The sequence below is a fragment of the Rickettsia endosymbiont of Ixodes scapularis genome (genome assembly GCF_000160735.1).
In the GTDB taxonomy this organism is placed as follows: Bacteria; Pseudomonadota; Alphaproteobacteria; order Rickettsiales; family Rickettsiaceae; genus Rickettsia; species Rickettsia tamurae.
In genome coordinates, this window is sequence record NZ_CM000770.1 from 1,597,986 (window position 1) to 1,620,483 (window position 22,498).

Below are 22,498 nucleotides of genomic sequence, written 5' to 3' on the forward strand. Positions count from 1 at the left end.
TTGCACATCATGACATGCATATACAATTAATGCAGAATTTTTATGTTAACCAATAAAGAACAAAACTCTGCAACAGCAGTAGCAAACCATATGATTGACACTGCCCAGCAAAAACAACGCTTACAGCAGAAAAAAGCTCGCTTGATTATGGAAGAAATAAACTTTAAAATTAAAGAACGTAAAATGCGTACTCGTCATTTAATTGAAGTAGGAGGTTTAGTTGCTAAAGTCAAGCTTGATGATCTACCAACCAATAGCTTACTTGGGGCTTTAGTTTCTATAAAAAATGAATTAACAAAACATCCTGATATCCAAGATAGTTGGACAAAAATAGGCCGGGATATCCTTGACCACGAGAACGACAGCAGATCAGCTATTATCCTAAAATTTACCTCCAAACCTACCCAGTCAATCCGTACCCATATTAGACAACATGGCCTTAAGTGGAATAGTTTACGAAAAGAATGGTATGGCCATGTATTAGATATCGGATCCCTAAAAAATGGTTTGCTGGATATAGAATATGAACTTGAGATAATCAAGCCAGAAGAAAATTAAGGGATAGTGTCAATTTGATATTCTAAAGCCACTTCTTTCCCATAAAAGGCCATAGCAATCTTAATGATCTTTTGAACATGGGACTGTTCTCTTATTTTAGCATCATATTGTTTGTTATTAATTTGAGTGAGCCCTGCTTTAGCAATAGATTCTAAATCTTCTACAGTTTTAGCTGTTTTATATTCAATAATAATCGCATTATCATTCTTACCCACTTTAGGTAGTAAAATAACATCAGCTCTGCCACTGCCTGATTCTTTCTCACTTTCTATTATATAACTTCCGGCTAATGTATGTACTAACCCAAGCATAAAACCACTGTAAAACAATTCAGCTCTTGATTCGCCAGTTTGATAAAAACTAGTAGAGTTAAGCAGTAATTTCTGTAATTTGTCTTTAAACTCTTCTACACGACCAACAGGCAGTAAACTAACGAAAGAATAATACCTAGAACTATCGATCTGTAATTTATCGCTTACCCATTGCAATAGCCTTGTTTCATATATATATTCTATCTCCTTGTTAGGTACGGATAGTTCATAAATGTTTTTTGCTGGCTCAACAGCAGTCGGATTTAAATAGCCACTAAATAGTAATAAGCTAAATAATCCAGACCGCGTGTTAATATCGCTAAAATTAATCTGTTTGGCAACAGAGGAAATGATAGTTTTTCCTGCCACTAAATTTTGTAAATCCTCTTGCATCGCATCTGACAACAATACTTTATCCACAAGCCCAATACCACCACTATCTAACCAATAATGATCGAGCTTACCTTTATGAGCTAAACATTGCATAATAGACCAGGGATTGTAAATGATTTCTCTACCAAAAGTGTAACCATTATACCAATCTTTAATTTCTTTAGGATTAGTGGTTGTTGGGACGATAGTTAATAACTCATCAACTTCGCGTTGAGTAAAGCCATAAAACTGCGAAAAATCTTCATCTAGTAAAGTATATTCAGTAACATTATTCAAATCGGAAAATAAATTAGCCTTAGCAACCCGCAAAATGCCGGTTATTACTCCTTTTTCTAAATATATATTGGTCTTGAGGGCGCTACCGAATATTCCACGGAATAGTTCAAGCACCTGTTCAAATTCTTCTAGTTTGTGGCCGAATTTAAGGTATGAACTATTAATTGGCGTATCGTATTCGTCAATTAAAATATATACTTTTTGATTAAAATGTTTGAACAATAGTTTACTTAAGAATGCTAAACTAGCTTTTAAATGAGTTATTTCTACTTTGCCTGTTAAATATTCTTGAAAATCTTTTTTTTCTTCTACACTAATTTTACTACTATTTTCTAAATATTTGTGATGGTCGTAAGAATTTTTAACATTTATTCTTATTCCTTCTGCTATTTCCTGATAACTACTACCCTTAACATCTTTAAAATTTATAGAAATAACAGGAAATTGGCCTTGACGTGCTATGACACTAAGATAATTGGCTATTTTTAATGGTTTCAGCTCTTTGTTTTCGTTAAAACCCAAATCAACTTCACCACCAACAAATAATTTATGATTCACTCTATTTTCTTGCGGTAAAGGTACGCCCTTATCATCTACTTCTATTTCAAAGAATTTCCCCAGCATATTCATATTCAAGCTCTTACCCCAGCGTCTTGGGCGGGTAATGAGAATTACATCTCCACTATCCTCCAGAAATTCTTTGATCATTAGACTTTTATCAACAAAGACTTCACTATTTAGCAATAACGTTTTAAAATCATCAGTACCTACCCTCATTTTTGGCAGTCTAATTTCCTCTAATGGGCTACTTGCACTAGAAACTCTAACAGTCATTACTATTTTATTATTTAAGAATAAATTATTTGCTTAAAGGCATTATATCATAAATAAAGCTAATATCACTAATAATTACAACAAATAAAACAGCTCTGTAACTTTCTTCATTAACATAGTTTAGATATCAGCAATAATACCATGAATTAACGGCAATTTAACTGGCACTTTACATTCAACAGTAGTAGTTTTTCCTTCTTCACTTGATAATGTAATCTCACCATGCATTTCATTGATAAGTTGTTTAACAAACATTAATCCTAGACCTAGACCTTTACATTGAAGAGCGGAATTGAATTTTACAAATTCCTCACAAATATATTGTTGTTTTTCCTGATGGATACCAATACCAGTATCGTGAACCATAAGTTGTAATATCCTCTTCCTATCATCTTGTGCTTGGGTGTTATCGGTAAAATCATTAGCATCTTCAAAACTTCTAGCAGGGAATAAATTAACTGTAATCACAATAGTTCCTTGCTCAGTAAATTGAATGCTATTGCTAATTAACTGATCTAATATTGCTTGCAAGCGATAAGTATCACCTACTATAACATCTGGCATTTCATAATGAATATTAGGAACCAACCTTAATCCTTTATGCTGTGCTGCTGGTGTTGCTTTTTCTATAGATTGCTTTACTAATTTCTTCGGGTTAAAGGCTTTCAAAACTGTAGAAGTCAGTCCAGCATTAGCTTGCAGAAAATCTATTACATAATTAGAGTAGTCTAGTAGTGCTTTAGCACAATCCATAATAGTAGCTAAGTATTCCTTCATTTCAGGATTTTGTTCTATCTCATAGAGTACCACTATTCGTGTAAAAATCCCGGTACAAGGAATATTGATACTGTGACCAATATTTTGGATCAGATCTATCTTAATTAATGCCTCTTCTTTGAGTTTATTCTTTGCTTGTTGTAATTCCAATTCTATTTTTTTGAATTTCGTAATATCAACATAATTTTCTGTATAATCAATTATGTTAGCATCTTGCTCAGATGCTGGTATTAATGTGACAAATATGGGGGCTAATTTGACAATCCATCCTTTTTCTGCAATTCGATTTTGCTCTTGCTGTTGATTTTTAACATTATCTGTCATACCATGCCTCTACTGTTTTGTTGAAAAATAGTGGCACGGAGGTTAAAACGTAACTTTGCGGTTAATTTAACCTCCGTGCTTGCTACTACATTAACGCAGTATCATCAGCACAGATATCACCATTATATTGCAGAGTACAGAGGATTTCCGAGCATTTCGCTCAGATTTTTTCAGGCACATCTAAAGAGCTGCAGAAAAGAGACATGTTATAAATTACTCGCTAACTAATCCTCAAAAAACCTAAACAAATAAGCAATATTTATACCGTCAAAAGCAGTAAAAACCTGTAATCTCAGCACTTTTACTGGCATCTACAGGATATTTATAGTATAATTTTCCTAAGATATTTTTAAGTAATTGTTATGAATTTACCTACCTCTGATAAACCACAACCATTTTTACAATGGGTTGGCGGCAAAAGAAAAATCGTTAATAAATTAATTGAACATATTCCATCAGGACTAAATAATTATTATGAACCATTTCTTGGTGGTGGGGCATTATTTTTTCAAGTCAAACATATGTTCAACCAATGTTTTCTATCTGATATTAATCTTGATTTAGTGACTAGTTATAATTCTGTTAAAAAAGATCCAGCTACTGTAAGCAGTTTACTGAAAGACCATAAAGAAAATTATTCAAAAGAATATTACTATCAAGTGAGGGATCATAATAATACCAATGATCCTAGCAAAATCACTGCCAGGTTTATTTACCTGACCAGATACGCTTTTAAAGGTATTTATCGCATCAAGATGGATGGTAAGCCGGTAGTATCTTTTTCTAGCAAAAAACATAAGAGCTTTAATATTGATCAAAGATTACAGCAATGTAGTAGTTTTTTAGCAAATACTTCTATTTACGCTATAGATTTTTCCTTTATTGAGCCTAAGGCAAATGATTTTGTCTATTTGGATCCTCCTTATCACCAATCAGGTGAGAGATTTTACACTAAATCACCTTTTGACGAGAATGAACAAATTAGGCTACGCGATTTTGCTAAAGAGTTAAATAATAAAGGGGTGAAAACCATGATCTCTAATAGTGATACGCCTTTTATTAGAGATTTATATCAAGGTTTTAATATTAGGACTGTAGATATTAAATATTCTATACCGCAACAACGAAAAATTTCTTATGAAGTGATTATTACAAATTATTTAATTTAAATTAACTAATAATTATAGTTTTGCTACTCTGTGTCATTCTATTAATTTAACCATTCTTATCCATTTCAACTAATTCAAAAGTAAAGCCTTGCACCTGAAAAGCTAATTGAAGATCTTGCATATGACGTTGTCTTACCCAATAATCAATAAAAGCCGTAGTTGGTTTCAGAATTATTTTTCGGTTGATAATATTTTCTTCTACTACTTCTAATTTACTGAATACGTTACTGTCCGTATGTTTACCATGATTTTTAATTAAAGAACATCTAACCTTGTACCATACTGAATCGGGATCTAGCTTATTTAGTTCTGAAAGATAAGTTTGGTCATCTTCAGTTTTATTCTCTTGTTTCTGTACTATACTTTGAGTAACTGGTATTATTTGTAATTGGTTAATTTTACTACCATAAACTACTTGGACTTGTTCTAATATCTTAGCTTTAATGTGATCTGTCAGTAAAATATCTTTAATCAATTTCAATTGATACTGATCACCTGCTGCCTTAACAAATTCACAAGAGGTAAGTAGTGCATAAGCGGTATCTTGCTCAAAACTGCCTGCTATTTTCCTCTTTAGCTGCACTTGTTTACTGGTGCTTAAGTTACGTTCTATTTTTTCTAAATATTGTGATTTAAGCTTCTCTGGATCATGAGATTTAAATCGAAAATTGCTGCAATTGACTTTTCTACTTTCTCTTAGTTCATGTATTAAGGCTTTAGTCATATAGTTCATTACCACTTTTTTGTTACAAAAATGATGATCAGGATATTGTTCTGCAAGTTTTAGTAACAGCTGATTAATAAAGCTTAAGTTAAACTCTCGATTTGATCGGAGCTGCAGTAAATCAGCATCCTCTTCGGTTAATGGATGGAATTCTGCTAATCTTTTTCTTTTGAACCAGCCATTATTGTTATCACTTGCCGAACTGTGTTGGTTAGAAGCATCTGTTGTTGCTCGATCATTTTGTTTAAATACCTTTTCTGTTACAGCTTGCAACGTTACGCTTAATGGAACTGGGCCTGCTATAGCATTTTCAGTAAGAGTTTTAGTTGTATTTATTATTGTTTTTTCATGATGAACCTCTGCGAGTTGTAAGTTTTGTGCATATCTCTGCTCTTGTAACGGAGCTGCTATTTGATGTGCGACTTGTTCCTGGTTCTGTTTTGCTTGTTTCTGGTGTGGTTCTTGCAGGTGCTCCCGTGTTAGCTCATTTCTATCAACAGAATTTTTTAAAAAATCAGATTCGCTAGATCTAGATATATTAGATTTATTATTATTATCTATAATATTGTGTGGCTGAAATTTTTTTCGGGTTGACCCGAAACTTTTTTCGCTTTCATGCGAAAATTTTTTCGTGTAAGGGCGAAAATTTTTTGCCAATTTTATGCATGGAGTATTTCTACACTTAATGTGTTGCTTGATAATGGTGGCATTATATAGATGAATAAAACCTCCTTCTTGCAACTCAAGCATACATTGTCTAATACGTCTTTGACAAACTCCGAGTGCCTGCTCAAAGAAATGATAAGATTCTTGTAGCTCATCCATATTGTCATTATGACAAACTTGTAAACGAAAAACTATTAACGAAAGAAGTTGACGAGCAGTTTTACTTAATGGTTTATTGTTATTAGCAGTAAGACTACACCATTCAGGAGGGATAAAATTACCAACGAAATTATAGAAGATAATATCATTGCTACTATCAGTAGGAATATGGGGAGTGGAAGGAAAGTTGACTATTTGCTGCATAATCCCTCTGTCTGAACATCAGGTCTGATAAGGGTTTTAGAGCAATTTAAATAGTCATAATTGCATTTAAAAGCAGCATATACGCAGCATATGAAATTTCGAGGAAGCTTAAGGAAACCCTGAAAGGCTGATGGGGAATATGGTGGGCGATGAGAGACTTGAACTCCCGACCTCCTCGGTGTAAACGAGATACTCTACCAACTGAGCTAATCGCCCATATTTTTTATCAATTAGTAAAATAACATTATTTATAATTAATAAGAAGTATATATAAATAATTTAGTAAAATTTTATTAGTTTTTGCTTTTAAATTACCTATAAAGTGTTATTTACTTATCATTCAAACTTTTTATTTGTCTTGATAATCTGCTGATTTTCCTTGAGGCGGTATTTAATTTAATTATATTTTTTTTCACACCTTGCATTATCTTAGACTGAGCAACAGCTAAAGCTAAGTTAGCATTTTCTTTATTACCAAGACTGATTTCATGTACAACTTTCTTTATAAAAGTTTTTATTGCACTAGATCTTTTTTTATTGATTAGAGTTCTTTTTACTGTTTGTCTAGCAGCTTTTTTTGCTGAAGAATGATTAGCCATTACCGAGTCCCTTATATTTTAATTTTTAATTTCTTCATTAGCATCTTGCTGTATATTTCCTTTAGCATTAATATCTCTATCTACAAATTCAATATATGCTATCGGTGCTAAATCACCATAACGGAATCCGGCTTTTATTATTCTAGTATAACCGCCAGGTCTATCTTTATATCTAGTACCTAAAATATTTATAAGCTTTTCTACTGCTTTTTTATCTTTTATTTTTGATAAAATGCTTCTTCTTACCGTTAAATCAGCTTTTTTAGCTTTAGTAATTAGAGTTTCAATGTAAGGTCTTAATTCCTTAGCTTTTGGTAAAGTAGTTTTAATTTGTTCATGGGTTACAAGTGCTACAGCCATATTAGCGAGCATTGCTTGCCTATGACTACTTGTTACATTTAACTTTCTACCTTTAATTTTATGTCGCATTTTTATTAGTCCTTAATTATAAGAATCTTCATAACGTTTAGATAATTCCTGAATATTTTCCGGTGGCCAATCCGGTACATCCATACCGAATCTTAAATTAAATTTTGCCAATATTTCTTTAATCTCATTTAAAGATTTTCTACCGAAATTTGGAGTTCTCAGCATATCGGATTCCGTTCTTTTTACTAGATCCCCTATATATATTATATTATCATTTTTTAAACAATTTGCCGATCTAACCGATAATTCCAATTCATCAACTCTCTTAAGTAAATAAGGTGAAAACGGTAAAGCATCAGTTTTAACTTGCTTATCTTCTTCCTGTTCTTCAAAAGAAATAAATAATCGTAATTGCTCTTGTAAAATACGTGCAGCCAAACCTACAGCCATTTCAGGTAATAAATCACCGTTAGTTTCTACAAACATAATTAATTTATCATAGTCAGTAACCTGACCTACCCTAGTATTTTCTACCTTATAAGTAACACTCTTTACTGGGTTAAATAAAGCATCTATAGCTATTTCACCAATAGGTAAATTATCCTCATAACTATTTGTGCTAAGTACATATCCTTTACCAACCTTACAAGTTAATTCCATTTCAAGCTGCTTGTTCTTAGCTATATTACAAATTACATGATCCGGATTCAGTATTTCTACATCATGACCTGTTTCAATCATACCGGCCGTTACAACACAAGGTCCTGTTGCTTTTAATTTCATGATACGTTTTTCTGCAACATGCATTTTTACTTCAATACCTTTAATGTTTAAAATCACTTCCGATACATCTTCTTTTACACCGGGTATAAAAGAAAATTCATGTTCTATAGCAGGGATCTTTATAGAAGTGATAGCTGCTCCTTGTAAAGAAGAAAGTAATACTCTTCTCATAGCATTACCGAGTGTTAAACCAAAACCTCTTTCTAAAGGTTCAACTACAATTTTAGCTTTATTATTGGTTTCCGGAAAATTTTCATAAGCGACTTTATTCGGCTTTATTAAAGTATTCCAATTTTTACTTAACGATAACATTTAATACCTATGATTCTCTTATACTCTTCTTCTTTTTGGCGGTCTTACTCCATTATGAGCAATTGACGATACATCTAAAATTGATGTAACCACAAAATTTTGTCCGAATAAAGCTCTCATTGCTGATTCACGCTGAGCTCCCGGTCCTCCAATCCTAATAGAAATAGTTTTTAGACCATATTCTTTTGCTTTTTCCGACGCTCTATCAATTGTTACTTGAGCTGCATAAGGTGTTGCTTTTCTTGCCCCTTTAAACCCATTACCTCCTGCCGATGCAGAAGAAATAGTATTACCTTGGATATCAGTAAATGTTACTATAGTATTATTAAATGATGCTCGGATATGCACAACACCAAGAGTGATAGTTTTTTTCTTTTTCTTAACTTTAACCGTCTGATTCATTATTTATACTCTATAACTTAAACTATTATTTAACAGCTTTTTTCTTTCCGGCTATCGCAATAGCTTTACCTTTTCTAGTTCGAGCATTAGAATGCGTGTTCTGTCCTCTCACCGGCAACTTACGTATATGTCTAAGCCCCTGATAACATCTTATATCTTTCTTTTTCTTAATATTAAGCGTAACTTCTCGTCTTAAATCACCCTCAACTTTATACTCGCTTTCAATAATATTACGTAAGCTTATTAACTCTTGATCCGTAAGTTCTTTAACTTTTTTATCTTTCGATATTTTTGCTTTATTACAGATCTCTGCTGCCATAGTAGGTCCAAGACCGTAAATGTAAGTTAAACTCACAACTAAACGTTTATTATCGGGAATATTAACACTTGCAATTCTTGCCACAAATAATCTCCAAAATTTTACTGGTAACTAGAAAATAATATAAAAATCTTTATAAAGTCAATTTATTTTTAGTATTTTCTGTATATCAATTTCTATTTCTTGTTCATTTTTACTTCCATTAACTATATAAAAATTACCACTATTTTTATAATAATCTATTAACGGATATGTTTCTGTTTTATATACTTCAATTCTTTTTTTTATTACTTCTTCATTGTCATCTTTTCTATAATCAAATGTACTTGAACCGCAAACATCACATACATTATCAGTTTTAGGCTGCAAGAAGTAACTATTATATATTTTACCGCAATTTTTACAACTATACCTTCCTAAAACTCTTTTAATTAATAATTCATCTGAAACATCAAAATATATTATTTTAATTTTTTCTTTAACAAATGATTCAAAGAATTTCGCTTGCTCTAAATTACGCGGATATCCATCTAATATATAACCGTTTTTATATTCAGAGGATAATAAAAAATTTTTGATTACTTGATTAACTATTTCATTAGGGATAAGCTCCCCTTGCTTAACATAATTATTAATTAACTCAGCTTCACTAGTTGATGTTTTAATAATTGTTCTAAATATATCACCGATTGCTATATGTGGTAAATCAATTTTTTTAGCTATCTTTTTTCCTTGTGTTCCCTTTCCAGCTCCTGGAGGACCTAAAAAAATTACTATCACTATTTAAGCTCATTTTTAATTTTTTAATTTTACTTTCTTCATTAAACCTTCATACTTACTACTAAATAAGTAAGTTTGAATCTGAGTCATAGTATCAAGTACCACGTTCACTACAATTAAAAAACTCGTACCTCCTAAAGAAAGAGAGATTACATACTTATTCATTAATAGCTCCGGAATTACACATATTACACTTAAATATATCCCACCTATAACCGTAAGCCTTGTAAGTATATAATCAAAATAATCAGACGTATTTTTCCCTGGTCTTTTACCCGGAATATAAGCACCGTATTTTCTTAAATTATTAGCAGTTTCTTCAGAATTAAATACTATTGCAGTATAAAAAAAACTAAAAAACATAATTAATGCTACATACAATAAAATATATACGGGTTTTCCATGCCCTAAGTAATAAGTAAGCATGCCCATAGTTTCTGAATTACTATTAGAAAAATTAGCAAGCGTAGCAGGAAATAGTAAAATTGAACTAGCAAATATTGGAGGTATTACACCAGAAGTATTTAACTTGAGAGGCATATGCGTTGCTTCTCCTCCATAAATTTTATTTCCTACTTGTCTTTTAGGATACTGCACCAATAATTTTCTTTGGGCTTTTTCAAAAAATATAATTATAGCTATTAATACAACTACTCCAATACAAACAGCTATCGCTATTAAAGGCGATAATGCTCCTTTTCTTGATAATTCAAACATACTAATAATAGCACTAGGTACTCCCGAAATTATACCTATAAATATAATTAAAGACGTACCGTTACCTATTCCACGTTGTGTAATTTGTTCTCCTAACCACATTAATAGCATAGTACCTACAACCAAAGTAATTACGGTTGTAACTCTAAAGAAAAAACCCGCTAAAATTACTACAGGACCAGTATTTGTTACAATTGACTCTAAACTTATAGCAACTCCATAAGCCTGAAAAGAAGCAAGCAGAACCGTTAAATATCTCGATAGCTGATTTACTTTTCTTTTGCCGACTTCCCCTTCTTTTTTTAAATTTTCCAAAGGTTTATATGCAACTGACATTAATTGGATAATAATTGAGGCGGTAATATACGGCATAATTGCTAAAGCAAAAATGGACATTCTACCTAGCGATCCTCCGGATAGCATATTGAACATTCCGAGTATTCCGGATTGATTCTTTTCAGCCACACTACTTAAAGCAATTGAATCTATACCGGGTATAGGTATAAAAGACCCAAATCTACATTCTATAAGAATGAGAATAGTAAAAACAATGCGACTAACTAAATCATTACCAGATTTTTTAGAAAAATTCTGCCCCATATACTATAATAATTTTCCACCTGCTTTCTCGATTAAATCCTTAGCTTTAGAAGAATAAGCATCTAATTTTAATGATAGAGGAGAAGCGAAATCATCACTACAAATAGATAATAATTTCAATAATTTCTTATTATTTTTATTATTAACTACTCCGACTTCTACCAATTTTTCTTTCGTAATAGTATCATCAGCACTTAAACGCCCATCGGCTAATGCTTCTTCAATATTATAAATATTTATTATATTGTATTTTTTAGTTGAAATACAATTAAACCCTCTTTTAGGTAGTCTTTTGATCATAGGTGTTTGACCACCTTCAAAACCTTTTATTGCAACGCCGGATCTAGATTTTTGACCTTTAATTCCTCTACCGCCGGTTTTTCCTTTACCGCTACCAATACCGCGTGCTATTCTTTTCTTATTTTTTTTAGCACCTATATTATTATATAATTCATTTAATTTCATTTAAAAACTCTAATTACATATTTTCTATTTTTAACAAATGCTTTACTTTTTCAACCATCCCTTTGATTGAATTAGTATTTTCAAGAATAACAGTCTTATTAATTTCGTTTAAACCAAGCCCAACTAATGTCAACCTTTGATCATACTTACGACCTATAGCACTTTTAACTTGAGTAATTTTTATATTATTGATCTTATTATTCATAACTTCACCTTACTTACGCAACATTATTCATTAACTTGGATATCAGAAGATTTTACAGATATTTCATTTACTTTTTTATCTCTTCTCATAGCAATAGATTTTGGTGATGCAAGTTTATTTAATGCATCAAATGTTGCAGAAATCATTGCGTAAACATTCGTTGAACCTATTGATTTAGCAACAATATCATGAACGCCTAAAGAATCAAAAATTGCTCTCATAGACCCTCCGGCTATAACGCCCGTACCTGCTTTAGCTCTTCTTAAAATCACTTTAGCAGCTCCACTTTTACCCACAACATCATGGTGAATAGTCCTATTTTGATATAAAGGCACTTTCATCATTCTCTTTTTAGCGGCTTGTTTTGCCTTTCCTCGAGCTTCGTTTACTTCTTTAGCTTTTCCGTGTCCCGCTCCGACTCTGCCGACTTTATCACCGACAACTACATAAGCAGAAAAAGCAAATCTTCTACCGCCCTTTACTACTTTTGTAACTCTATTTACATCAACTAAAACTTCACTTAAAGTCTCTTCATTTTTTTTAACTTTAGACATTACTACAACCTTATAACCTAAAATTTTATTTTCTCTCTAGCTGCATCAGCTAGAGCTTTTACAACACCGTGATACTTATATCCGCCTCTATCAAATACTACTTCTCTTATCCCTGCAGAATCAGCTTTTTTTGCTATTTCTTCACCTACTTTGATAGCATTTTCAATATTACAATGAGATTTTTTTAATTTCTCATCTAAAGTTGAAGCAGAAGCAATCGTTATAGACTTAGAATCATCAATAATTTGTGCATATATATGTCTACCTGACTTAAATATCGATAATCTAACTCTATTAGATGTTTTAGATATTTTATGTCTTATTCTACTTCTTCTTTTTTCAAATTTTAGCTTAGCACTACGCATATTTAACTCTTAAATTTAATTTTTCTTACCTTCTTTACGCGGTATAAATTGATTTTCAAATTTAATCCCTTTTCCTTTATAAGGCTCAGGTGGTCTCTGTTTTATAATAATTGAAGCAAATTGTCCTAACTTTTCTTTATCTGTTCCCTCAAGAATAATAATATTTTGCTTAGGCACCTCTATTTTAATATCTGAAGGTATTTCAATTTTTGTATTATGGCTTTTAGCAAGCATTAAATTTAAATATTTACCTTTTATCATTGTCCTGTAACCGACTCCGTTAATTTCGAGTTTAAGCTTAAACCCTTCTTTAACGCCGGTAACCATATTTGATATTATGCTTCTTGCAGTACCCCACATAGCACGTGCATTTTTATTTGCGGCTAAAGGTTTTACTAAAAGCTTATTTTCTGCCAATGAAATTGCTATATTACCTTTAAAAGTTTTTGATAATTCGCCTTTAGGTCCGGATATTTTTACTTCTAAATCATTTAAACCAACTTTTACACCTTTAGGTATAGTAATCGGCAATTTTCCAACACGTGACATTTTTTTACCTTAAAATACTTTACAAATTACTTCGCCGCCGACATTTTTAATATGAGCTTCTCTATCAGACATAATACCGTAAGGAGTAGAAAGAATATATATACCCATATCATTATAATATCCTTTCAAATCTTTAATAGCAGAATATACTCTTTTTCCGGGCTTTGATACTCTATGAATTTCGCATATAGAAGCATCACCGTTAACAGAGTATTTTAAAGCTACTTCAGTATAACTAATATTATTTTTTTGAGTAGTTACATAATCTTTTATATAACCTTCTTTTTGCAAAACATCTAAAATTGAAGTTTTAATTTTAGAACTAGGAAAAGAAACATTTATTAATTTACTTTTATAAGCATTTCTAATTCTAGTTAACATATCTGCTACATTATCCGTCATTGACATATTATTTACCTATCGACTTTTACCAACTTGACTTAACTACACCAGGAACTAAGCCTCTACCTATTAATTCCCTAAGCTTATTCCTCGATATACCGAATTTTCTTGTAACACCTCTTGGTCTACCTGTAAGCTCACATCTATTTCTTATTCTAGTAGATGATGAATTTCTAGGTAATTGTGCAAGCGACATTACCAAAGAAAAACGCTCTTCTAATGAAATATTTTTATCATAAATTTTACTTTTTAACGCTAAACGTTTATTATGTAAACTTTGTGATTTTTTTTTCCTACTTTCGTTCTTTTTTATAGAACTTACTTTTGCCATTATATATATCCTAAAAAATTAATTATAAAAAGGTAAATTAAACCCTGATAACAAAAACTTACTTTCTTTATCTGTTTTAGCAGATGTAACGATTGTAATATCCATACCCCTTATTGTATCGATTTTATCGTAATTAATTTCAGGAAAAACTATCTGCTCTTTTAATCCAAAAGTAAAATTTCCTTTACCATCAAAACTTTTATAAGAAAAACCACGAAATTCTTTAACACGAGGTAACGCAACAATTACTAGCCTTTCTAAAAAATCATACATTCTATCTTTACGTAATGTAACCTTGCAGCCTATTTTCATATTTTCGCGTAACTTAAAGGTTGCAATAGATTTTCTTGCTAACGTTACAACCGGCTTCTGACCGGAAATCAAAGTAAGATCATTTACTGCATTATTAATTACTTTGGAATCGGCTATTGCTTCCCCTACTCCCATATTTATAACAATTTTCTTAATTTGCGGTATTTCGTGTTTATTTTTATAAGAAAATTCTTTTTGTAAGTATTTAATAATTTTTTGCTGATATAATTCTTTAAATCTTAACATTATTTACTTTCCTTACCGATAATTTCCCCTGATTTCTTTGCTACTCTAACCTTAGAACCATCTTCTAAGAATTTAAAAGCTACTTTGGTAGGGTTACCAGTTTTTGGATCGATGTGTGCAATATTTGAGATATGTATAGGTAATTCTTTAGTTATTATCCTGCCTTCACTCATTTGATTAGGTTTAGTATGCTTTTTTACTAAATTTACTCCAGAAACAATTACTTTACTGTCCTCAGGAAAAACTTTTAATATTTTACCTTTTTTTCCTTTGTGCTTTCCGGTAATAACAACAACTTCATCACCTTTTTTTACTTTTAATTTAATCATTTATAACACTTCCTCTGCAAGCGACATTATTCTAACATATTTTTTCGCTCTAAGTTCTCTTGTAACAGGACCGAAAACTCTAGTACCGATAGGTTCATCTTGTTTATTCAAAAGCACTAATGCGTTTTTATCAAATTTTATTGTACTACCGTCAGGTCTTACTACTCCGGTTTTTGTACGAACAATCACGCCTTTATAAACATCACCCTTTTTAACCTTACCGCCGGGTATAGCTTCTTTAACAGATACAACTATAACATCACCCAGCTTTGCCACCATATGGTGAGAGCCACCTAAAACTTTAATACACATAACTTTTTTAGCACCGGAATTATCTGCAACTTCCAAGATGCTCTGCATTTGAATCATAAACTACTTCCAATTTTTTATACACGAGAGATAAAATAAACAATCCACCTTATAAAGTCAAAGATTAAAAAACTTTATTCCCCATTTACCACTATCCATGTTTTGGTTTTTGAGATAGGACGACTTTCAATTATACTAACTTTATCTCCTTCTTGATATTTATTTTCTGAATCATGAGCAGCATATTTTTTAGATACTTTCACGAATTTTTTATAAATAGGATGCTTAAACTTTCTTTCTACTTTTACTGTAACCGTCTTATCAGCTTTTGAACTTATAACCACGCCTTGTAACACTCTTTTCGGCATTTTAATATTCCTCACTATTAGATCTTTTTGTTAATTCAGTTTTAATACGTGCTATAGACTTTTTGACTAACGAAAACCTACTAGTATTTTTTAACTCACCTAAAGCTTGTTGAAATCTTAAATTAAACAATTCTTTCCTTAAAAGATTAAGGTTTTTATAAAGCTCTTCTATTGTTTCAGTAGATAACTTACTTCTTAATAATTTCAAATCATTCATAACGTCTCACTATCCTTGTTCTAACAGGTAATTTTGCACTTGCAAGCTCCAAAGCTCTAAGTGCAACATTTTCTTCTACCCCTTCAATTTCAAATATAATTCTTCCAGGCGAAACTCTAACTGCAAAAAATTCAGGAGAACCTTTACCTTTACCCATTCTTACTTCGGCAGGCTTTTTAGAAACGGGAACATCCGGAAAAATGCGAATCCATAATCTTCCTTGCCTTTTCATACATCTAGTAGCAGCTTTTCTTCCTGCTTCTATTTGTCTTGCAGTAACACGCCAACCGTCTATAGATTTTAGACCAAATGATCCAAAAGCAAGCGTCGTACCTGCTTTTGCTTTTGAAACAACTCTACCCTTATGAGCTTTTCTAAATTTTTGTTTTTTCGGAGCTAACATTTTAATACTTAAAATTAATTATATCTTTTATTTTCTGTATATTCACCTTTATAAATCCACACTTTAACCCCTATAACTCCATAAGTAGTTATAGCCTCAGCTGTTGAATAATCAATATCAGCTCTTAAAGTATGTAACGGCATTCTTCCTTCTATATACCACTCGGTTCTAGCAATTTCAGCACCTCCAAGTCGTCCTGAACAATTAACTCTTATACCTTGTCCACCTTGTTTAAATGAAGCCTGAATTGCTGTTTTCATGGCTTTTCTAAAAGAAACTCTTTTTTCAATCTGTAGTGCTATAGTTTGAGCTACTATAGCAGCATCTATATTAAACTTTCTAACTTCGTGAATATTTATATAAACTTCTTTTAAAGAAGTCATTTTCTCGATAGCTTTTTTTAGCTTATCAATTTCACTACCGTTTCTACCAATAATGATATTTGGTTTTTTGGCATTAATATTAATTATAATACTTTTATTAGAAGGACGTTCGATTAAAACTCTGCTAATTTGAGCTTGATTAAAACCCTTATTTATTAAATCCCTAATTTTTAAATCTTGTATAAAAAGAGTTTTATAATGTTTTTCTGCATATAATACGGAATCCCAACCTTTAATTAAAGTCGGTCCAACTCTAAAACCATGTGCACAAACTTTCTGCCCCATTTTAATTATCCTCTTTTTCTGTAACAGTTATATAAAGATTACTAAAAAACTTATTTATTCTAGTTGCTCTTCCTTTTGCTCTTGGCATAACTCTTTTCATTACTAAAGCCTTACCTACAGTCGCTTTAGTAATAACCAATCTATCTATATCTAGACCTAAATTATTTTCAGCATTTGCAACAGCAGATTGTAAACAATCTTTTACAACTTTTGCAATTCTTTTAGGAGAAAAAGTTAATTGTACCAATGCTTCAGATACTTTCATATTTCTAATAAAGGCTGCAACTAAATTTAGCTTCCTTGGACTTACTCTAATAGATTTAGCTTTTGCCGTAGCAAAATTTTTATTTTCCTGTACCATATAAATCTTTACTTTCTTTTGACTTTTTTATCTGCTCCATGACCGTGAAATGTTCTAGTAGGAGCAAATTCACCTAATTTTCTTCCAACCATTTCTTCATTTACAGAAACCGGAATAAATTTATTTCCATTATGAACAGAAAAGGTAAACCCTACAAAAATAGGCAAAATCGTTGATCTTCTAGACCAAGTTTTAATCATTTCAGATTTACCTGATTCCATTAATTTTTGAACTTTCTTTATTAAATAACCGTCTACAAAAGGCCCTTTCCATATTGAACGTGCCATACTAATACCTAATTAATTTAAAATCTATTTTCTTTTCTTTATGATAAATTTTGAAGTACGTTTATTTTTACGTGTCTTCTTACCCTTTGTTGGGAATCCCCAAGGAGTAACAGGATGGCGTCCTCCTGAAGTTTTACCTTCACCACCGCCATGAGGGTGATCTACAGGATTCATTGCTACACCTCTAACATGCGGTCTCCAACCGAGCCATCTATTTCTACCTGCTTTGCCTAAATTAATATTTTTTTGATCCGGGTTAGATATACTACCTATAGTAGCTTTACAATCTAAAGGTACTAACCTAAATTCACCTGATCTTAATTTAATCTGAGCATATCCTGAATCTTTACCTACTAGATCTACTGAAGTACCTGCAGATCTTGCAATTTGGCCACCCTTACCGACTTTCATTTCAACATTATGTAAAGTAGTACCGATAGGAATAAATTTTAAAGGTAAACAATTTCCTATTTTTATATCAGCATCTTGACTTGATATTACTTTATCACCTACAGATAATTTTTGCGGTGCTAGAATATAAGAATATTCCCCGTCTTCATATTTTATTAAAGCAATAAAAGCAGTTCTATTAGGGTCATACTCTATTCTTTCAACAATAGCAGAAATATCTATTTTATTTCTTTTAAAATCAATAACACGATATAATTTTTTATGTCCTCCACCTCTGTGCCAAGAAGTAATTCTACCTTGATTATTTCGTCCACCGGTTTTAGATATACCTTTGGTCAAAGATTTTAAAGGTCTGCCTTTCCATAAACTAGTTTTATTAACTTGAACTAACTCTCTAAGAGAAGGAGTAATTGGATTAAAGTTTTTTAAAGCCATTTATTTAATTCCTCCGGCAAAATCGATATTATGGTCTTTTTCTAATGTAACAATAGCTTTCTTTCTATTGATTTGAGTCCCTATAATTCCTTTAAATCTTTTCTTCTTACCTTTAACGTTTAAAATATTCACTTTTTTTACTTTTACTTTAAATATTTCTTCCACAGCCTTTTTAACGGTAAGTTTTTCAGCAAATTTATCTACATAAAAAGCGTATTTATTTTGTTCTGAAAGGGTTGTAGTTTTTTCTGTAATAATAGGCTTTCTAATTAAATCGTAGTATTTATAAGAACTCATCTTAACCTCTCTTCTAAAACGCTCACTGCTTCTTGTGATAATAAGACATATTCATGTCGTATTATATCATAAACATTTGCTCCTATTTGCGGAACAATCACAGTATTATAAATATTTTTTGCAGCTAAAGAAAAATTAATATCTACTTCATTTCTGTCTATTACAAAGAAACTTTTTCCTTGAAACTTGTTTAATATATTTACAAGAGCAGAAGTTTTAGGCTTATCTAGCTTTAAAGAATCTATTACTAATAATTTTCCTTCAGCGAATTTCTCGGATAAAGCATGAATTAAACCAAGTTTTCGTACTTTTTTAGGTAATTTTGTTGCATGACTACGTACTCTAGGTCCGTGAGCTACACCACCACCACGCATCTGTACCGATCTAAGGGAGCCTTGTCTTGCATTACCTGTACCTTTTTGCTTAAAAGGTTTTTTTGTGGTTCCTGATACTTCTGATACTGTTTTAGTTTTGTGGTTACCGGACATTGCTTTAGCTCTCTGCCAATCAATAACCTGCTTTATTATATCATCTCTGATAAATTCAACAGCAAATATATCTTCATTTAAGCTAATCTCACCAACTTCTTCATTAGCAAGACTTAATATTTTAGTTTTCATCTTTATTTAACCTTATATAGTCTTATATAAAACTTTTATATAAATAATATTGCATGGCATTTTGTTAATTTAATAATCTTTAACCTCAACAAACATGTCTAAATATCTATTATACAGTTATTGAAACCTTTTTTATTGCATCTTTTACTAAAAGATATGAATTTTTGTGACCGGGTATACTACCCTGAATCATAATAAGCTTACGCTCTTTATCAACGGCAAATATTTTCAAATTTTGAATAGTAACTTGGTTACATCCCATATGACCGGCCATTTTTTTGCCTTTGAAAACCTTTCCTGGATCTTGTCTTTGTCCTGTAGAACCGTGCGAACGATGGGATATAGAAACACCGTGAGAAGCTTCAAGACCTCTAAAATTATGTCTTTTCATACTACCGGCAAACCCTTTACCTATAGTAATTGCCGTTATATCCACAAATTGTCCTGCCGTAAAATGATCTACTTCTAGACTTGCTGCTATATCAATAAAATTCTCTTCAGAAATTCTAAATTCTTTTAATTTAGTTTTAGGAGATATTTTAGCATTAGCAAAAACTTGTTTCATAGGTTTGATTACTCTAGATATTTTTTTATCTTTTACACCTATAACTAAAGCATTATATCCATGTTTTTCTAGAGTTTTATGCCCTACTACTTGACAATCATCAACTTTTACTAATGTTAAAGAAATTCTTTCTCCTTTATCATTAAAAACACTAGTCATCCCAATTTTTTGAGCAATTATACCGGTTCTCATTTATTCCCCACTCTCTAATTCAATCACTACATCAACACCTGCTGCTAAATCAACTTTACTTAAAGCATCAACAACCGCCGGATTCGGATCATCTATAACTAATAATCTTTTATGCTTTCTAATTTCAAATTGCTCTCTTGACTTCTTATGTACATGAGGAGACCTATTTACGGTAAATCTTTCAATTTGTCTAGGTAAAGGAATAGGACCATTAATGTTAGCAAATGTTCTTTTAACAGCACTAACTATCTCTTTTGTAGCTTGATCAAGACTACGATGATCAAATGATTTTAAACGAATTTTGATTTTATTTTTCATTCAGTAAACCTAATATTTAAACAGCAAGATGTTTTTAGACATCTTCCCAAACTTCACTTTTAGAGGTAATTTGTAAGTCGATTCGGTATTCGAATCTTCACGTACTTTTATGTACACTGCGGTTCTGGTTCCGTGTCTTCTTCAAATTCCTCTCTATAAGCCGGTTCAGAAAGATGTCTATTACATCTTAAAATATAAATACCTATTATTAAAAAATAATAGGTATTTATAAAATCAATTAATTATTTATTTTAGTTACTACGCCGGCCCCCACTGTTCTACCACCTTCACGTATAGAGAATTTTAACCCTTCCTGCATAGCAATCGGTTTAATTAATTCCACTGTAAAAGTAGCATTATCTCCAGGCATAACCATCTGCTTATCAGCAGGCAATTTTATTGTACCAGTAACGTCTGTTGTTCTAAAATAGAACTGCGGACGATAGTCATTAGTAAATGGGGTATGACGCCCACCTTCTTCTTTACTAAGCACATACACTTCAGCTTCAAACTTATCATGCGGTTTTATGCTACCAGGTTTTGCGAGAACTTGTCCTCTTTCAACTTCTTCTCTTTTTGTACCGCGTAGTAATATACCGACATTATCTCCGGCTTGTCCTTCATCAAGTAATTTTCTGAACATTTCTATACCGGTACAGGTAGTTTTTTGCGTATCTTTTAGACCGACTATTTCAATTTCCTCACCTACCTTAATTATTCCTGATTCTACTCTACCGGTTACAACAGTACCTCTTCCTGAAATAGAGAACACATCTTCTATCGGCATTAAGAAAGGTTTATCCGTAGCTCTTACAGGCTGCGGTATATAGCTATCTACTGCATCCATTAACTCATTAATAGCTTTTTCACCTTCAGGCTTTCCTTCTAAAGCTTGAAGTGCAGAACCTTTAATAATAGGTATTTCATCACCTGGGAAACCATATTTTGATAATAATTCCCTTACTTCCATCTCTACTAGTTCTAATAGATCAGGATCATCCACCATATCTACTTTATTTAAGAATACTACCATAGCAGGTACACCTACCTGTTTTGCTAGTAATATATGCTCTCTAGTTTGCGGCATAGGACCATCAGCAGCAGAAACTACTAATATTGCACCGTCCATCTGAGCGGCACCGGTTATCATGTTCTTTACATAGTCAGCGTGTCCCGGACAATCTACGTGTGCATAGTGTCTATTTTTAGTCTCATATTCTACGTGTGCAGTAGAAATAGTTATACCTCTTTCTTTTTCTTCAGGAGCAGCATCAATTTGATCATACGCTGTAGCTTTTGCTCCACCTGTCTTAGCAAGTACTATAGTTATTGCTGCCGTTAAGGAAGTTTTACCGTGATCTACGTGACCGATCGTACCTATATTAACGTGCGGTTTAGTTCGTTCAAATTTTGCTTTTGCCATATTATTACTCTCTACAATTTTTTAGGTTTAATACAAGTTAATTTTTTATAAGTGCATTTTTGTGCTAAATTTATTTGTTACCACTATCTCTGGAGCGGGTGATGGGAATCGAACCCACACAGCCAGCTTGGAAGGCTGGGACTCTACCATTGAGCTACACCCGCATTGTGGCACTGTTAATAAAATAATTTCAAAGCTATTTTGTTAACAATGCTATATCAATTTTATTCAGATTTATAAATATATACACAATGAAATCTTTTAAAATAAAATGATATGATATGATATGATTCCCTGAACCATTTAAGTGGTGGAGGGAGAAGGATTTGAACCTTCGAACGCTTACGCGGGCAGATTTACAGTCTGCTGCCATTGACCACTCGGCCACCCCTCCTAAAGAACTTTACTGTATTAATATAGACTAATTCACTGTAAAATACAATATATAATTAGTATTATATTAGGACTTAATAAAACTTCTTGCCGAATCATCAAATAAACAAATAGCAGCTTACACATTTATTTAGTTGTAACTTTCTATAATAAATAATAGTTTCTGTCAAGAACAAATTACTGACGGTTTTCAATAA

Annotated in this window: 34 protein-coding genes and 3 tRNA genes; 2 read left to right on the plus strand and 35 right to left on the minus strand. The window is 31.9% G+C overall.

All coding sequences use genetic code 11. From position 1 onward, the window contains the following. Positions 1 to 90: 90 nt before the first annotated feature. Entirely contained in the window at positions 91 to 558 is a 468-nt protein-coding gene (locus REIS_RS07995) for a conjugal transfer protein TraD (RefSeq protein ID WP_008580902.1), read from the plus strand. On the opposite strand, the gene REIS_RS08000 is transcribed toward REIS_RS07995, so the two are convergent. Together REIS_RS08000 and REIS_RS08005 are read right to left on the minus strand one after the other, a co-directional pair. Continuing rightward, positions 555 to 2,372, minus strand: coding sequence for an AAA family ATPase (locus REIS_RS08000; protein ID WP_008580904.1), 1,818 nt, complete (start codon positions 2,370 to 2,372; stop codon positions 555 to 557). The genes REIS_RS07995 and REIS_RS08000 overlap by 4 nt on opposite strands. Positions 2,373 to 2,492: 120 nt before the next feature. After that, positions 2,493 to 3,473 (minus strand): sensor histidine kinase, encoded by a 981-nt coding sequence (locus REIS_RS08005; protein WP_008580906.1) that lies wholly within the window; start codon positions 3,471 to 3,473, stop codon positions 2,493 to 2,495. Between the two features lie 362 nt (positions 3,474 to 3,835). Between REIS_RS08005 and REIS_RS08010 the strand changes: the two genes are divergently transcribed. Next, complete coding sequence (locus tag REIS_RS08010; RefSeq protein ID WP_008580908.1) at positions 3,836 to 4,642, plus strand: DNA adenine methylase; 807 nt, start codon at positions 3,836 to 3,838, stop codon at positions 4,640 to 4,642. A 46-nt stretch (positions 4,643 to 4,688) separates the two neighbouring features. Here REIS_RS08010 and REIS_RS15950 read toward each other — a convergent pair whose 3' ends face one another. The 33 genes from REIS_RS15950 to REIS_RS08175 all read right to left on the minus strand — a co-directional run bounded on the left by REIS_RS15950 (position 4,689) and on the right by REIS_RS08175 (position 22,302). After that, positions 4,689 to 6,395, minus strand: coding sequence for a hypothetical protein (locus tag REIS_RS15950; RefSeq protein ID WP_008580911.1), 1,707 nt, complete (start codon positions 6,393 to 6,395; stop codon positions 4,689 to 4,691). Positions 6,396 to 6,535: 140 nt separating this feature from the next. After that, positions 6,536 to 6,611 (minus strand) — tRNA-Val (locus tag REIS_RS08020). A gap of 113 nt (positions 6,612 to 6,724) precedes the next feature. Then, positions 6,725 to 6,994 carry a 30S ribosomal protein S20 gene (gene rpsT / locus REIS_RS08025; RefSeq protein ID WP_008580912.1) on the minus strand — a complete coding sequence of 90 codons (270 nt, stop codon included), beginning with the start codon at positions 6,992 to 6,994 and terminating at the stop codon, positions 6,725 to 6,727. An 18-nt stretch (positions 6,995 to 7,012) separates the two neighbouring features. Further along, positions 7,013 to 7,423, minus strand: a complete 411-nt coding sequence (rplQ, locus tag REIS_RS08030) for a 50S ribosomal protein L17 (protein WP_008580913.1) — start codon at positions 7,421 to 7,423, stop codon at positions 7,013 to 7,015. Between the two features lie 12 nt (positions 7,424 to 7,435). Then, on the minus strand, positions 7,436 to 8,458 hold the full coding sequence (locus REIS_RS08035) for a DNA-directed RNA polymerase subunit alpha (RefSeq protein ID WP_008580915.1): 1,023 nt from the start codon (positions 8,456 to 8,458) through the stop codon (positions 7,436 to 7,438). An 18-nt stretch (positions 8,459 to 8,476) separates the two neighbouring features. Next, the gene (gene rpsK / locus REIS_RS08040) at positions 8,477 to 8,860 is read right to left on the minus strand and encodes a 30S ribosomal protein S11 (protein WP_008580920.1); all 384 of its coding nucleotides are present in this window, start codon (positions 8,858 to 8,860) and stop codon (positions 8,477 to 8,479) included. 25 nt (positions 8,861 to 8,885) lie between these two features. After that, positions 8,886 to 9,263: a 30S ribosomal protein S13 gene (gene rpsM, locus REIS_RS08045; protein ID WP_008580923.1), complete on the minus strand. Its 378-nt coding sequence runs from the start codon at positions 9,261 to 9,263 to the stop codon at positions 8,886 to 8,888. Between the two features lie 57 nt (positions 9,264 to 9,320). Continuing rightward, positions 9,321 to 9,959, minus strand: coding sequence for an adenylate kinase (locus REIS_RS08050; protein ID WP_008580925.1), 639 nt, complete (start codon positions 9,957 to 9,959; stop codon positions 9,321 to 9,323). A 15-nt stretch (positions 9,960 to 9,974) separates the two neighbouring features. Continuing rightward, positions 9,975 to 11,276, minus strand: a complete 1,302-nt coding sequence (secY, locus tag REIS_RS08055; protein ID WP_008580926.1) for a preprotein translocase subunit SecY — start codon at positions 11,274 to 11,276, stop codon at positions 9,975 to 9,977. 3 nt (positions 11,277 to 11,279) lie between these two features. Beyond that, positions 11,280 to 11,741: a 50S ribosomal protein L15 gene (gene rplO / locus REIS_RS08060; RefSeq protein ID WP_008580928.1), complete on the minus strand. Its 462-nt coding sequence runs from the start codon at positions 11,739 to 11,741 to the stop codon at positions 11,280 to 11,282. Positions 11,742 to 11,754: 13 nt separating this feature from the next. Next, complete coding sequence (rpmD, locus tag REIS_RS08065; protein ID WP_008580929.1) at positions 11,755 to 11,946, minus strand: 50S ribosomal protein L30; 192 nt, start codon at positions 11,944 to 11,946, stop codon at positions 11,755 to 11,757. Between the two features lie 23 nt (positions 11,947 to 11,969). After that, the gene (gene rpsE / locus REIS_RS08070; protein ID WP_008580931.1) at positions 11,970 to 12,500 is read right to left on the minus strand and encodes a 30S ribosomal protein S5; all 531 of its coding nucleotides are present in this window, start codon (positions 12,498 to 12,500) and stop codon (positions 11,970 to 11,972) included. A 17-nt stretch (positions 12,501 to 12,517) separates the two neighbouring features. After that, positions 12,518 to 12,865, minus strand: coding sequence for a 50S ribosomal protein L18 (gene rplR, locus REIS_RS08075; protein ID WP_008580933.1), 348 nt, complete (start codon positions 12,863 to 12,865; stop codon positions 12,518 to 12,520). Between the two features lie 15 nt (positions 12,866 to 12,880). Next, on the minus strand, positions 12,881 to 13,414 hold the full coding sequence (gene rplF / locus REIS_RS08080; RefSeq protein ID WP_008580934.1) for a 50S ribosomal protein L6: 534 nt from the start codon (positions 13,412 to 13,414) through the stop codon (positions 12,881 to 12,883). 9 nt (positions 13,415 to 13,423) lie between these two features. Next, positions 13,424 to 13,822, minus strand: a complete 399-nt coding sequence (rpsH, locus tag REIS_RS08085; protein ID WP_008580936.1) for a 30S ribosomal protein S8 — start codon at positions 13,820 to 13,822, stop codon at positions 13,424 to 13,426. Positions 13,823 to 13,841: 19 nt separating this feature from the next. Then, a complete protein-coding gene (rpsN, locus tag REIS_RS08090) occupies positions 13,842 to 14,147 on the minus strand; it encodes a 30S ribosomal protein S14 (RefSeq protein ID WP_008580947.1) in 306 nt (101 codons plus the stop codon). Between the two features lie 18 nt (positions 14,148 to 14,165). Next, the gene (gene rplE, locus REIS_RS08095; protein ID WP_008580949.1) at positions 14,166 to 14,705 is read right to left on the minus strand and encodes a 50S ribosomal protein L5; all 540 of its coding nucleotides are present in this window, start codon (positions 14,703 to 14,705) and stop codon (positions 14,166 to 14,168) included. Then, positions 14,705 to 15,034: a 50S ribosomal protein L24 gene (rplX, locus tag REIS_RS08100; RefSeq protein WP_008580951.1), complete on the minus strand. Its 330-nt coding sequence runs from the start codon at positions 15,032 to 15,034 to the stop codon at positions 14,705 to 14,707. Before rplX ends, rplE begins: the two co-directional genes overlap by 1 nt. Then, complete coding sequence (gene rplN / locus REIS_RS08105; protein WP_008580952.1) at positions 15,035 to 15,403, minus strand: 50S ribosomal protein L14; 369 nt, start codon at positions 15,401 to 15,403, stop codon at positions 15,035 to 15,037. It lies immediately after the preceding gene. Between the two features lie 74 nt (positions 15,404 to 15,477). Then, the gene (gene rpsQ / locus REIS_RS08110) at positions 15,478 to 15,711 is read right to left on the minus strand and encodes a 30S ribosomal protein S17 (RefSeq protein ID WP_008580954.1); all 234 of its coding nucleotides are present in this window, start codon (positions 15,709 to 15,711) and stop codon (positions 15,478 to 15,480) included. A 1-nt stretch (position 15,712) separates the two neighbouring features. After that, on the minus strand, positions 15,713 to 15,928 hold the full coding sequence (rpmC, locus tag REIS_RS08115) for a 50S ribosomal protein L29 (RefSeq protein ID WP_008580956.1): 216 nt from the start codon (positions 15,926 to 15,928) through the stop codon (positions 15,713 to 15,715). Continuing rightward, positions 15,921 to 16,331, minus strand: coding sequence for a 50S ribosomal protein L16 (rplP, locus tag REIS_RS08120; RefSeq protein ID WP_008580957.1), 411 nt, complete (start codon positions 16,329 to 16,331; stop codon positions 15,921 to 15,923). Before rplP ends, rpmC begins: the two co-directional genes overlap by 8 nt. Before the next feature lie 14 nt (positions 16,332 to 16,345). After that, positions 16,346 to 16,999 carry a 30S ribosomal protein S3 gene (rpsC, locus tag REIS_RS08125; RefSeq protein ID WP_008580959.1) on the minus strand — a complete coding sequence of 218 codons (654 nt, stop codon included), beginning with the start codon at positions 16,997 to 16,999 and terminating at the stop codon, positions 16,346 to 16,348. A gap of 1 nt (position 17,000) precedes the next feature. Then, entirely contained in the window at positions 17,001 to 17,360 is a 360-nt protein-coding gene (gene rplV / locus REIS_RS08130) for a 50S ribosomal protein L22 (RefSeq protein ID WP_008580961.1), read from the minus strand. A gap of 8 nt (positions 17,361 to 17,368) precedes the next feature. After that, on the minus strand, positions 17,369 to 17,647 hold the full coding sequence (rpsS, locus tag REIS_RS08135; protein WP_008580964.1) for a 30S ribosomal protein S19: 279 nt from the start codon (positions 17,645 to 17,647) through the stop codon (positions 17,369 to 17,371). A 24-nt stretch (positions 17,648 to 17,671) separates the two neighbouring features. Beyond that, entirely contained in the window at positions 17,672 to 18,493 is an 822-nt protein-coding gene (rplB, locus tag REIS_RS08140; RefSeq protein ID WP_008580965.1) for a 50S ribosomal protein L2, read from the minus strand. Then, on the minus strand, positions 18,494 to 18,790 hold the full coding sequence (gene rplW / locus REIS_RS08145) for a 50S ribosomal protein L23 (RefSeq protein ID WP_008580967.1): 297 nt from the start codon (positions 18,788 to 18,790) through the stop codon (positions 18,494 to 18,496). Then, on the minus strand, positions 18,787 to 19,410 hold the full coding sequence (gene rplD, locus REIS_RS08150) for a 50S ribosomal protein L4 (protein WP_008580969.1): 624 nt from the start codon (positions 19,408 to 19,410) through the stop codon (positions 18,787 to 18,789). Before rplD ends, rplW begins: the two co-directional genes overlap by 4 nt. Before the next feature lie 109 nt (positions 19,411 to 19,519). Further along, a complete protein-coding gene (gene rplC / locus REIS_RS08155; protein WP_008580970.1) occupies positions 19,520 to 20,167 on the minus strand; it encodes a 50S ribosomal protein L3 in 648 nt (215 codons plus the stop codon). Continuing rightward, positions 20,168 to 20,485: a 30S ribosomal protein S10 gene (gene rpsJ, locus REIS_RS08160; RefSeq protein ID WP_008580972.1), complete on the minus strand. Its 318-nt coding sequence runs from the start codon at positions 20,483 to 20,485 to the stop codon at positions 20,168 to 20,170. Positions 20,486 to 20,723: 238 nt separating this feature from the next. Further along, on the minus strand, positions 20,724 to 21,908 hold the full coding sequence (gene tuf / locus REIS_RS08165; protein WP_008580974.1) for an elongation factor Tu: 1,185 nt from the start codon (positions 21,906 to 21,908) through the stop codon (positions 20,724 to 20,726). 90 nt (positions 21,909 to 21,998) lie between these two features. Continuing rightward, positions 21,999 to 22,072: transfer RNA gene (locus REIS_RS08170), tRNA-Gly, on the minus strand. 144 nt (positions 22,073 to 22,216) lie between these two features. Next, positions 22,217 to 22,302, minus strand: a tRNA-Tyr gene (locus tag REIS_RS08175). Positions 22,303 to 22,498: the final 196 nt, after the last annotated feature.

Excerpts from the sequence above, each read along its gene's own strand:
- REIS_RS07995 (WP_008580902.1), top strand. The coding sequence starts at position 91 with ATGATTGACACTGCCCAGCAAAAACAACGCTTACAGCAGAAAAAAGCT.
- REIS_RS08000 (WP_008580904.1), bottom strand. The coding sequence starts at position 2,372 with ATGACTGTTAGAGTTTCTAGTGCAAGTAGCCCATTAGAGGAAATTAGA.
- REIS_RS08005 (WP_008580906.1), bottom strand. The coding sequence starts at position 3,473 with ATGACAGATAATGTTAAAAATCAACAGCAAGAGCAAAATCGAATTGCA.
- REIS_RS08010 (WP_008580908.1), top strand. The coding sequence starts at position 3,836 with ATGAATTTACCTACCTCTGATAAACCACAACCATTTTTACAATGGGTT.
- REIS_RS15950 (WP_008580911.1), bottom strand. The coding sequence starts at position 6,395 with ATGCAGCAAATAGTCAACTTTCCTTCCACTCCCCATATTCCTACTGAT.
- rpsT (WP_008580912.1), bottom strand. The coding sequence starts at position 6,994 with ATGGCTAATCATTCTTCAGCAAAAAAAGCTGCTAGACAAACAGTAAAA.
- rplQ (WP_008580913.1), bottom strand. The coding sequence starts at position 7,423 with ATGCGACATAAAATTAAAGGTAGAAAGTTAAATGTAACAAGTAGTCAT.
- REIS_RS08035 (WP_008580915.1), bottom strand. The coding sequence starts at position 8,458 with ATGTTATCGTTAAGTAAAAATTGGAATACTTTAATAAAGCCGAATAAA.
- rpsK (WP_008580920.1), bottom strand. The coding sequence starts at position 8,860 with ATGAATCAGACGGTTAAAGTTAAGAAAAAGAAAAAAACTATCACTCTT.
- secY (WP_008580926.1), bottom strand. The coding sequence starts at position 11,276 with ATGGGGCAGAATTTTTCTAAAAAATCTGGTAATGATTTAGTTAGTCGC.
- rplO (WP_008580928.1), bottom strand. The coding sequence starts at position 11,741 with ATGAAATTAAATGAATTATATAATAATATAGGTGCTAAAAAAAATAAG.
- rpmD (WP_008580929.1), bottom strand. The coding sequence starts at position 11,946 with ATGAATAATAAGATCAATAATATAAAAATTACTCAAGTTAAAAGTGCT.
- rpsE (WP_008580931.1), bottom strand. The coding sequence starts at position 12,500 with ATGTCTAAAGTTAAAAAAAATGAAGAGACTTTAAGTGAAGTTTTAGTT.
- rplR (WP_008580933.1), bottom strand. The coding sequence starts at position 12,865 with ATGCGTAGTGCTAAGCTAAAATTTGAAAAAAGAAGAAGTAGAATAAGA.
- rplF (WP_008580934.1), bottom strand. The coding sequence starts at position 13,414 with ATGTCACGTGTTGGAAAATTGCCGATTACTATACCTAAAGGTGTAAAA.
- rpsH (WP_008580936.1), bottom strand. The coding sequence starts at position 13,822 with ATGTCAATGACGGATAATGTAGCAGATATGTTAACTAGAATTAGAAAT.
- rpsN (WP_008580947.1), bottom strand. The coding sequence starts at position 14,147 with ATGGCAAAAGTAAGTTCTATAAAAAAGAACGAAAGTAGGAAAAAAAAA.
- rplE (WP_008580949.1), bottom strand. The coding sequence starts at position 14,705 with ATGTTAAGATTTAAAGAATTATATCAGCAAAAAATTATTAAATACTTA.
- rplX (WP_008580951.1), bottom strand. The coding sequence starts at position 15,034 with ATGATTAAATTAAAAGTAAAAAAAGGTGATGAAGTTGTTGTTATTACC.
- rplN (WP_008580952.1), bottom strand. The coding sequence starts at position 15,403 with ATGATTCAAATGCAGAGCATCTTGGAAGTTGCAGATAATTCCGGTGCT.
- rpsQ (WP_008580954.1), bottom strand. The coding sequence starts at position 15,711 with ATGCCGAAAAGAGTGTTACAAGGCGTGGTTATAAGTTCAAAAGCTGAT.
- rpmC (WP_008580956.1), bottom strand. The coding sequence starts at position 15,928 with ATGAATGATTTGAAATTATTAAGAAGTAAGTTATCTACTGAAACAATA.
- rplP (WP_008580957.1), bottom strand. The coding sequence starts at position 16,331 with ATGTTAGCTCCGAAAAAACAAAAATTTAGAAAAGCTCATAAGGGTAGA.
- rpsC (WP_008580959.1), bottom strand. The coding sequence starts at position 16,999 with ATGGGGCAGAAAGTTTGTGCACATGGTTTTAGAGTTGGACCGACTTTA.
- rplV (WP_008580961.1), bottom strand. The coding sequence starts at position 17,360 with ATGGTACAGGAAAATAAAAATTTTGCTACGGCAAAAGCTAAATCTATT.
- rpsS (WP_008580964.1), bottom strand. The coding sequence starts at position 17,647 with ATGGCACGTTCAATATGGAAAGGGCCTTTTGTAGACGGTTATTTAATA.
- rplB (WP_008580965.1), bottom strand. The coding sequence starts at position 18,493 with ATGGCTTTAAAAAACTTTAATCCAATTACTCCTTCTCTTAGAGAGTTA.
- rplW (WP_008580967.1), bottom strand. The coding sequence starts at position 18,790 with ATGAGTTCTTATAAATACTACGATTTAATTAGAAAGCCTATTATTACA.
- rplD (WP_008580969.1), bottom strand. The coding sequence starts at position 19,410 with ATGAAAACTAAAATATTAAGTCTTGCTAATGAAGAAGTTGGTGAGATT.
- rplC (WP_008580970.1), bottom strand. The coding sequence starts at position 20,167 with ATGAGAACCGGTATAATTGCTCAAAAAATTGGGATGACTAGTGTTTTT.
- rpsJ (WP_008580972.1), bottom strand. The coding sequence starts at position 20,485 with ATGAAAAATAAAATCAAAATTCGTTTAAAATCATTTGATCATCGTAGT.
- tuf (WP_008580974.1), bottom strand. The coding sequence starts at position 21,908 with ATGGCAAAAGCAAAATTTGAACGAACTAAACCGCACGTTAATATAGGT.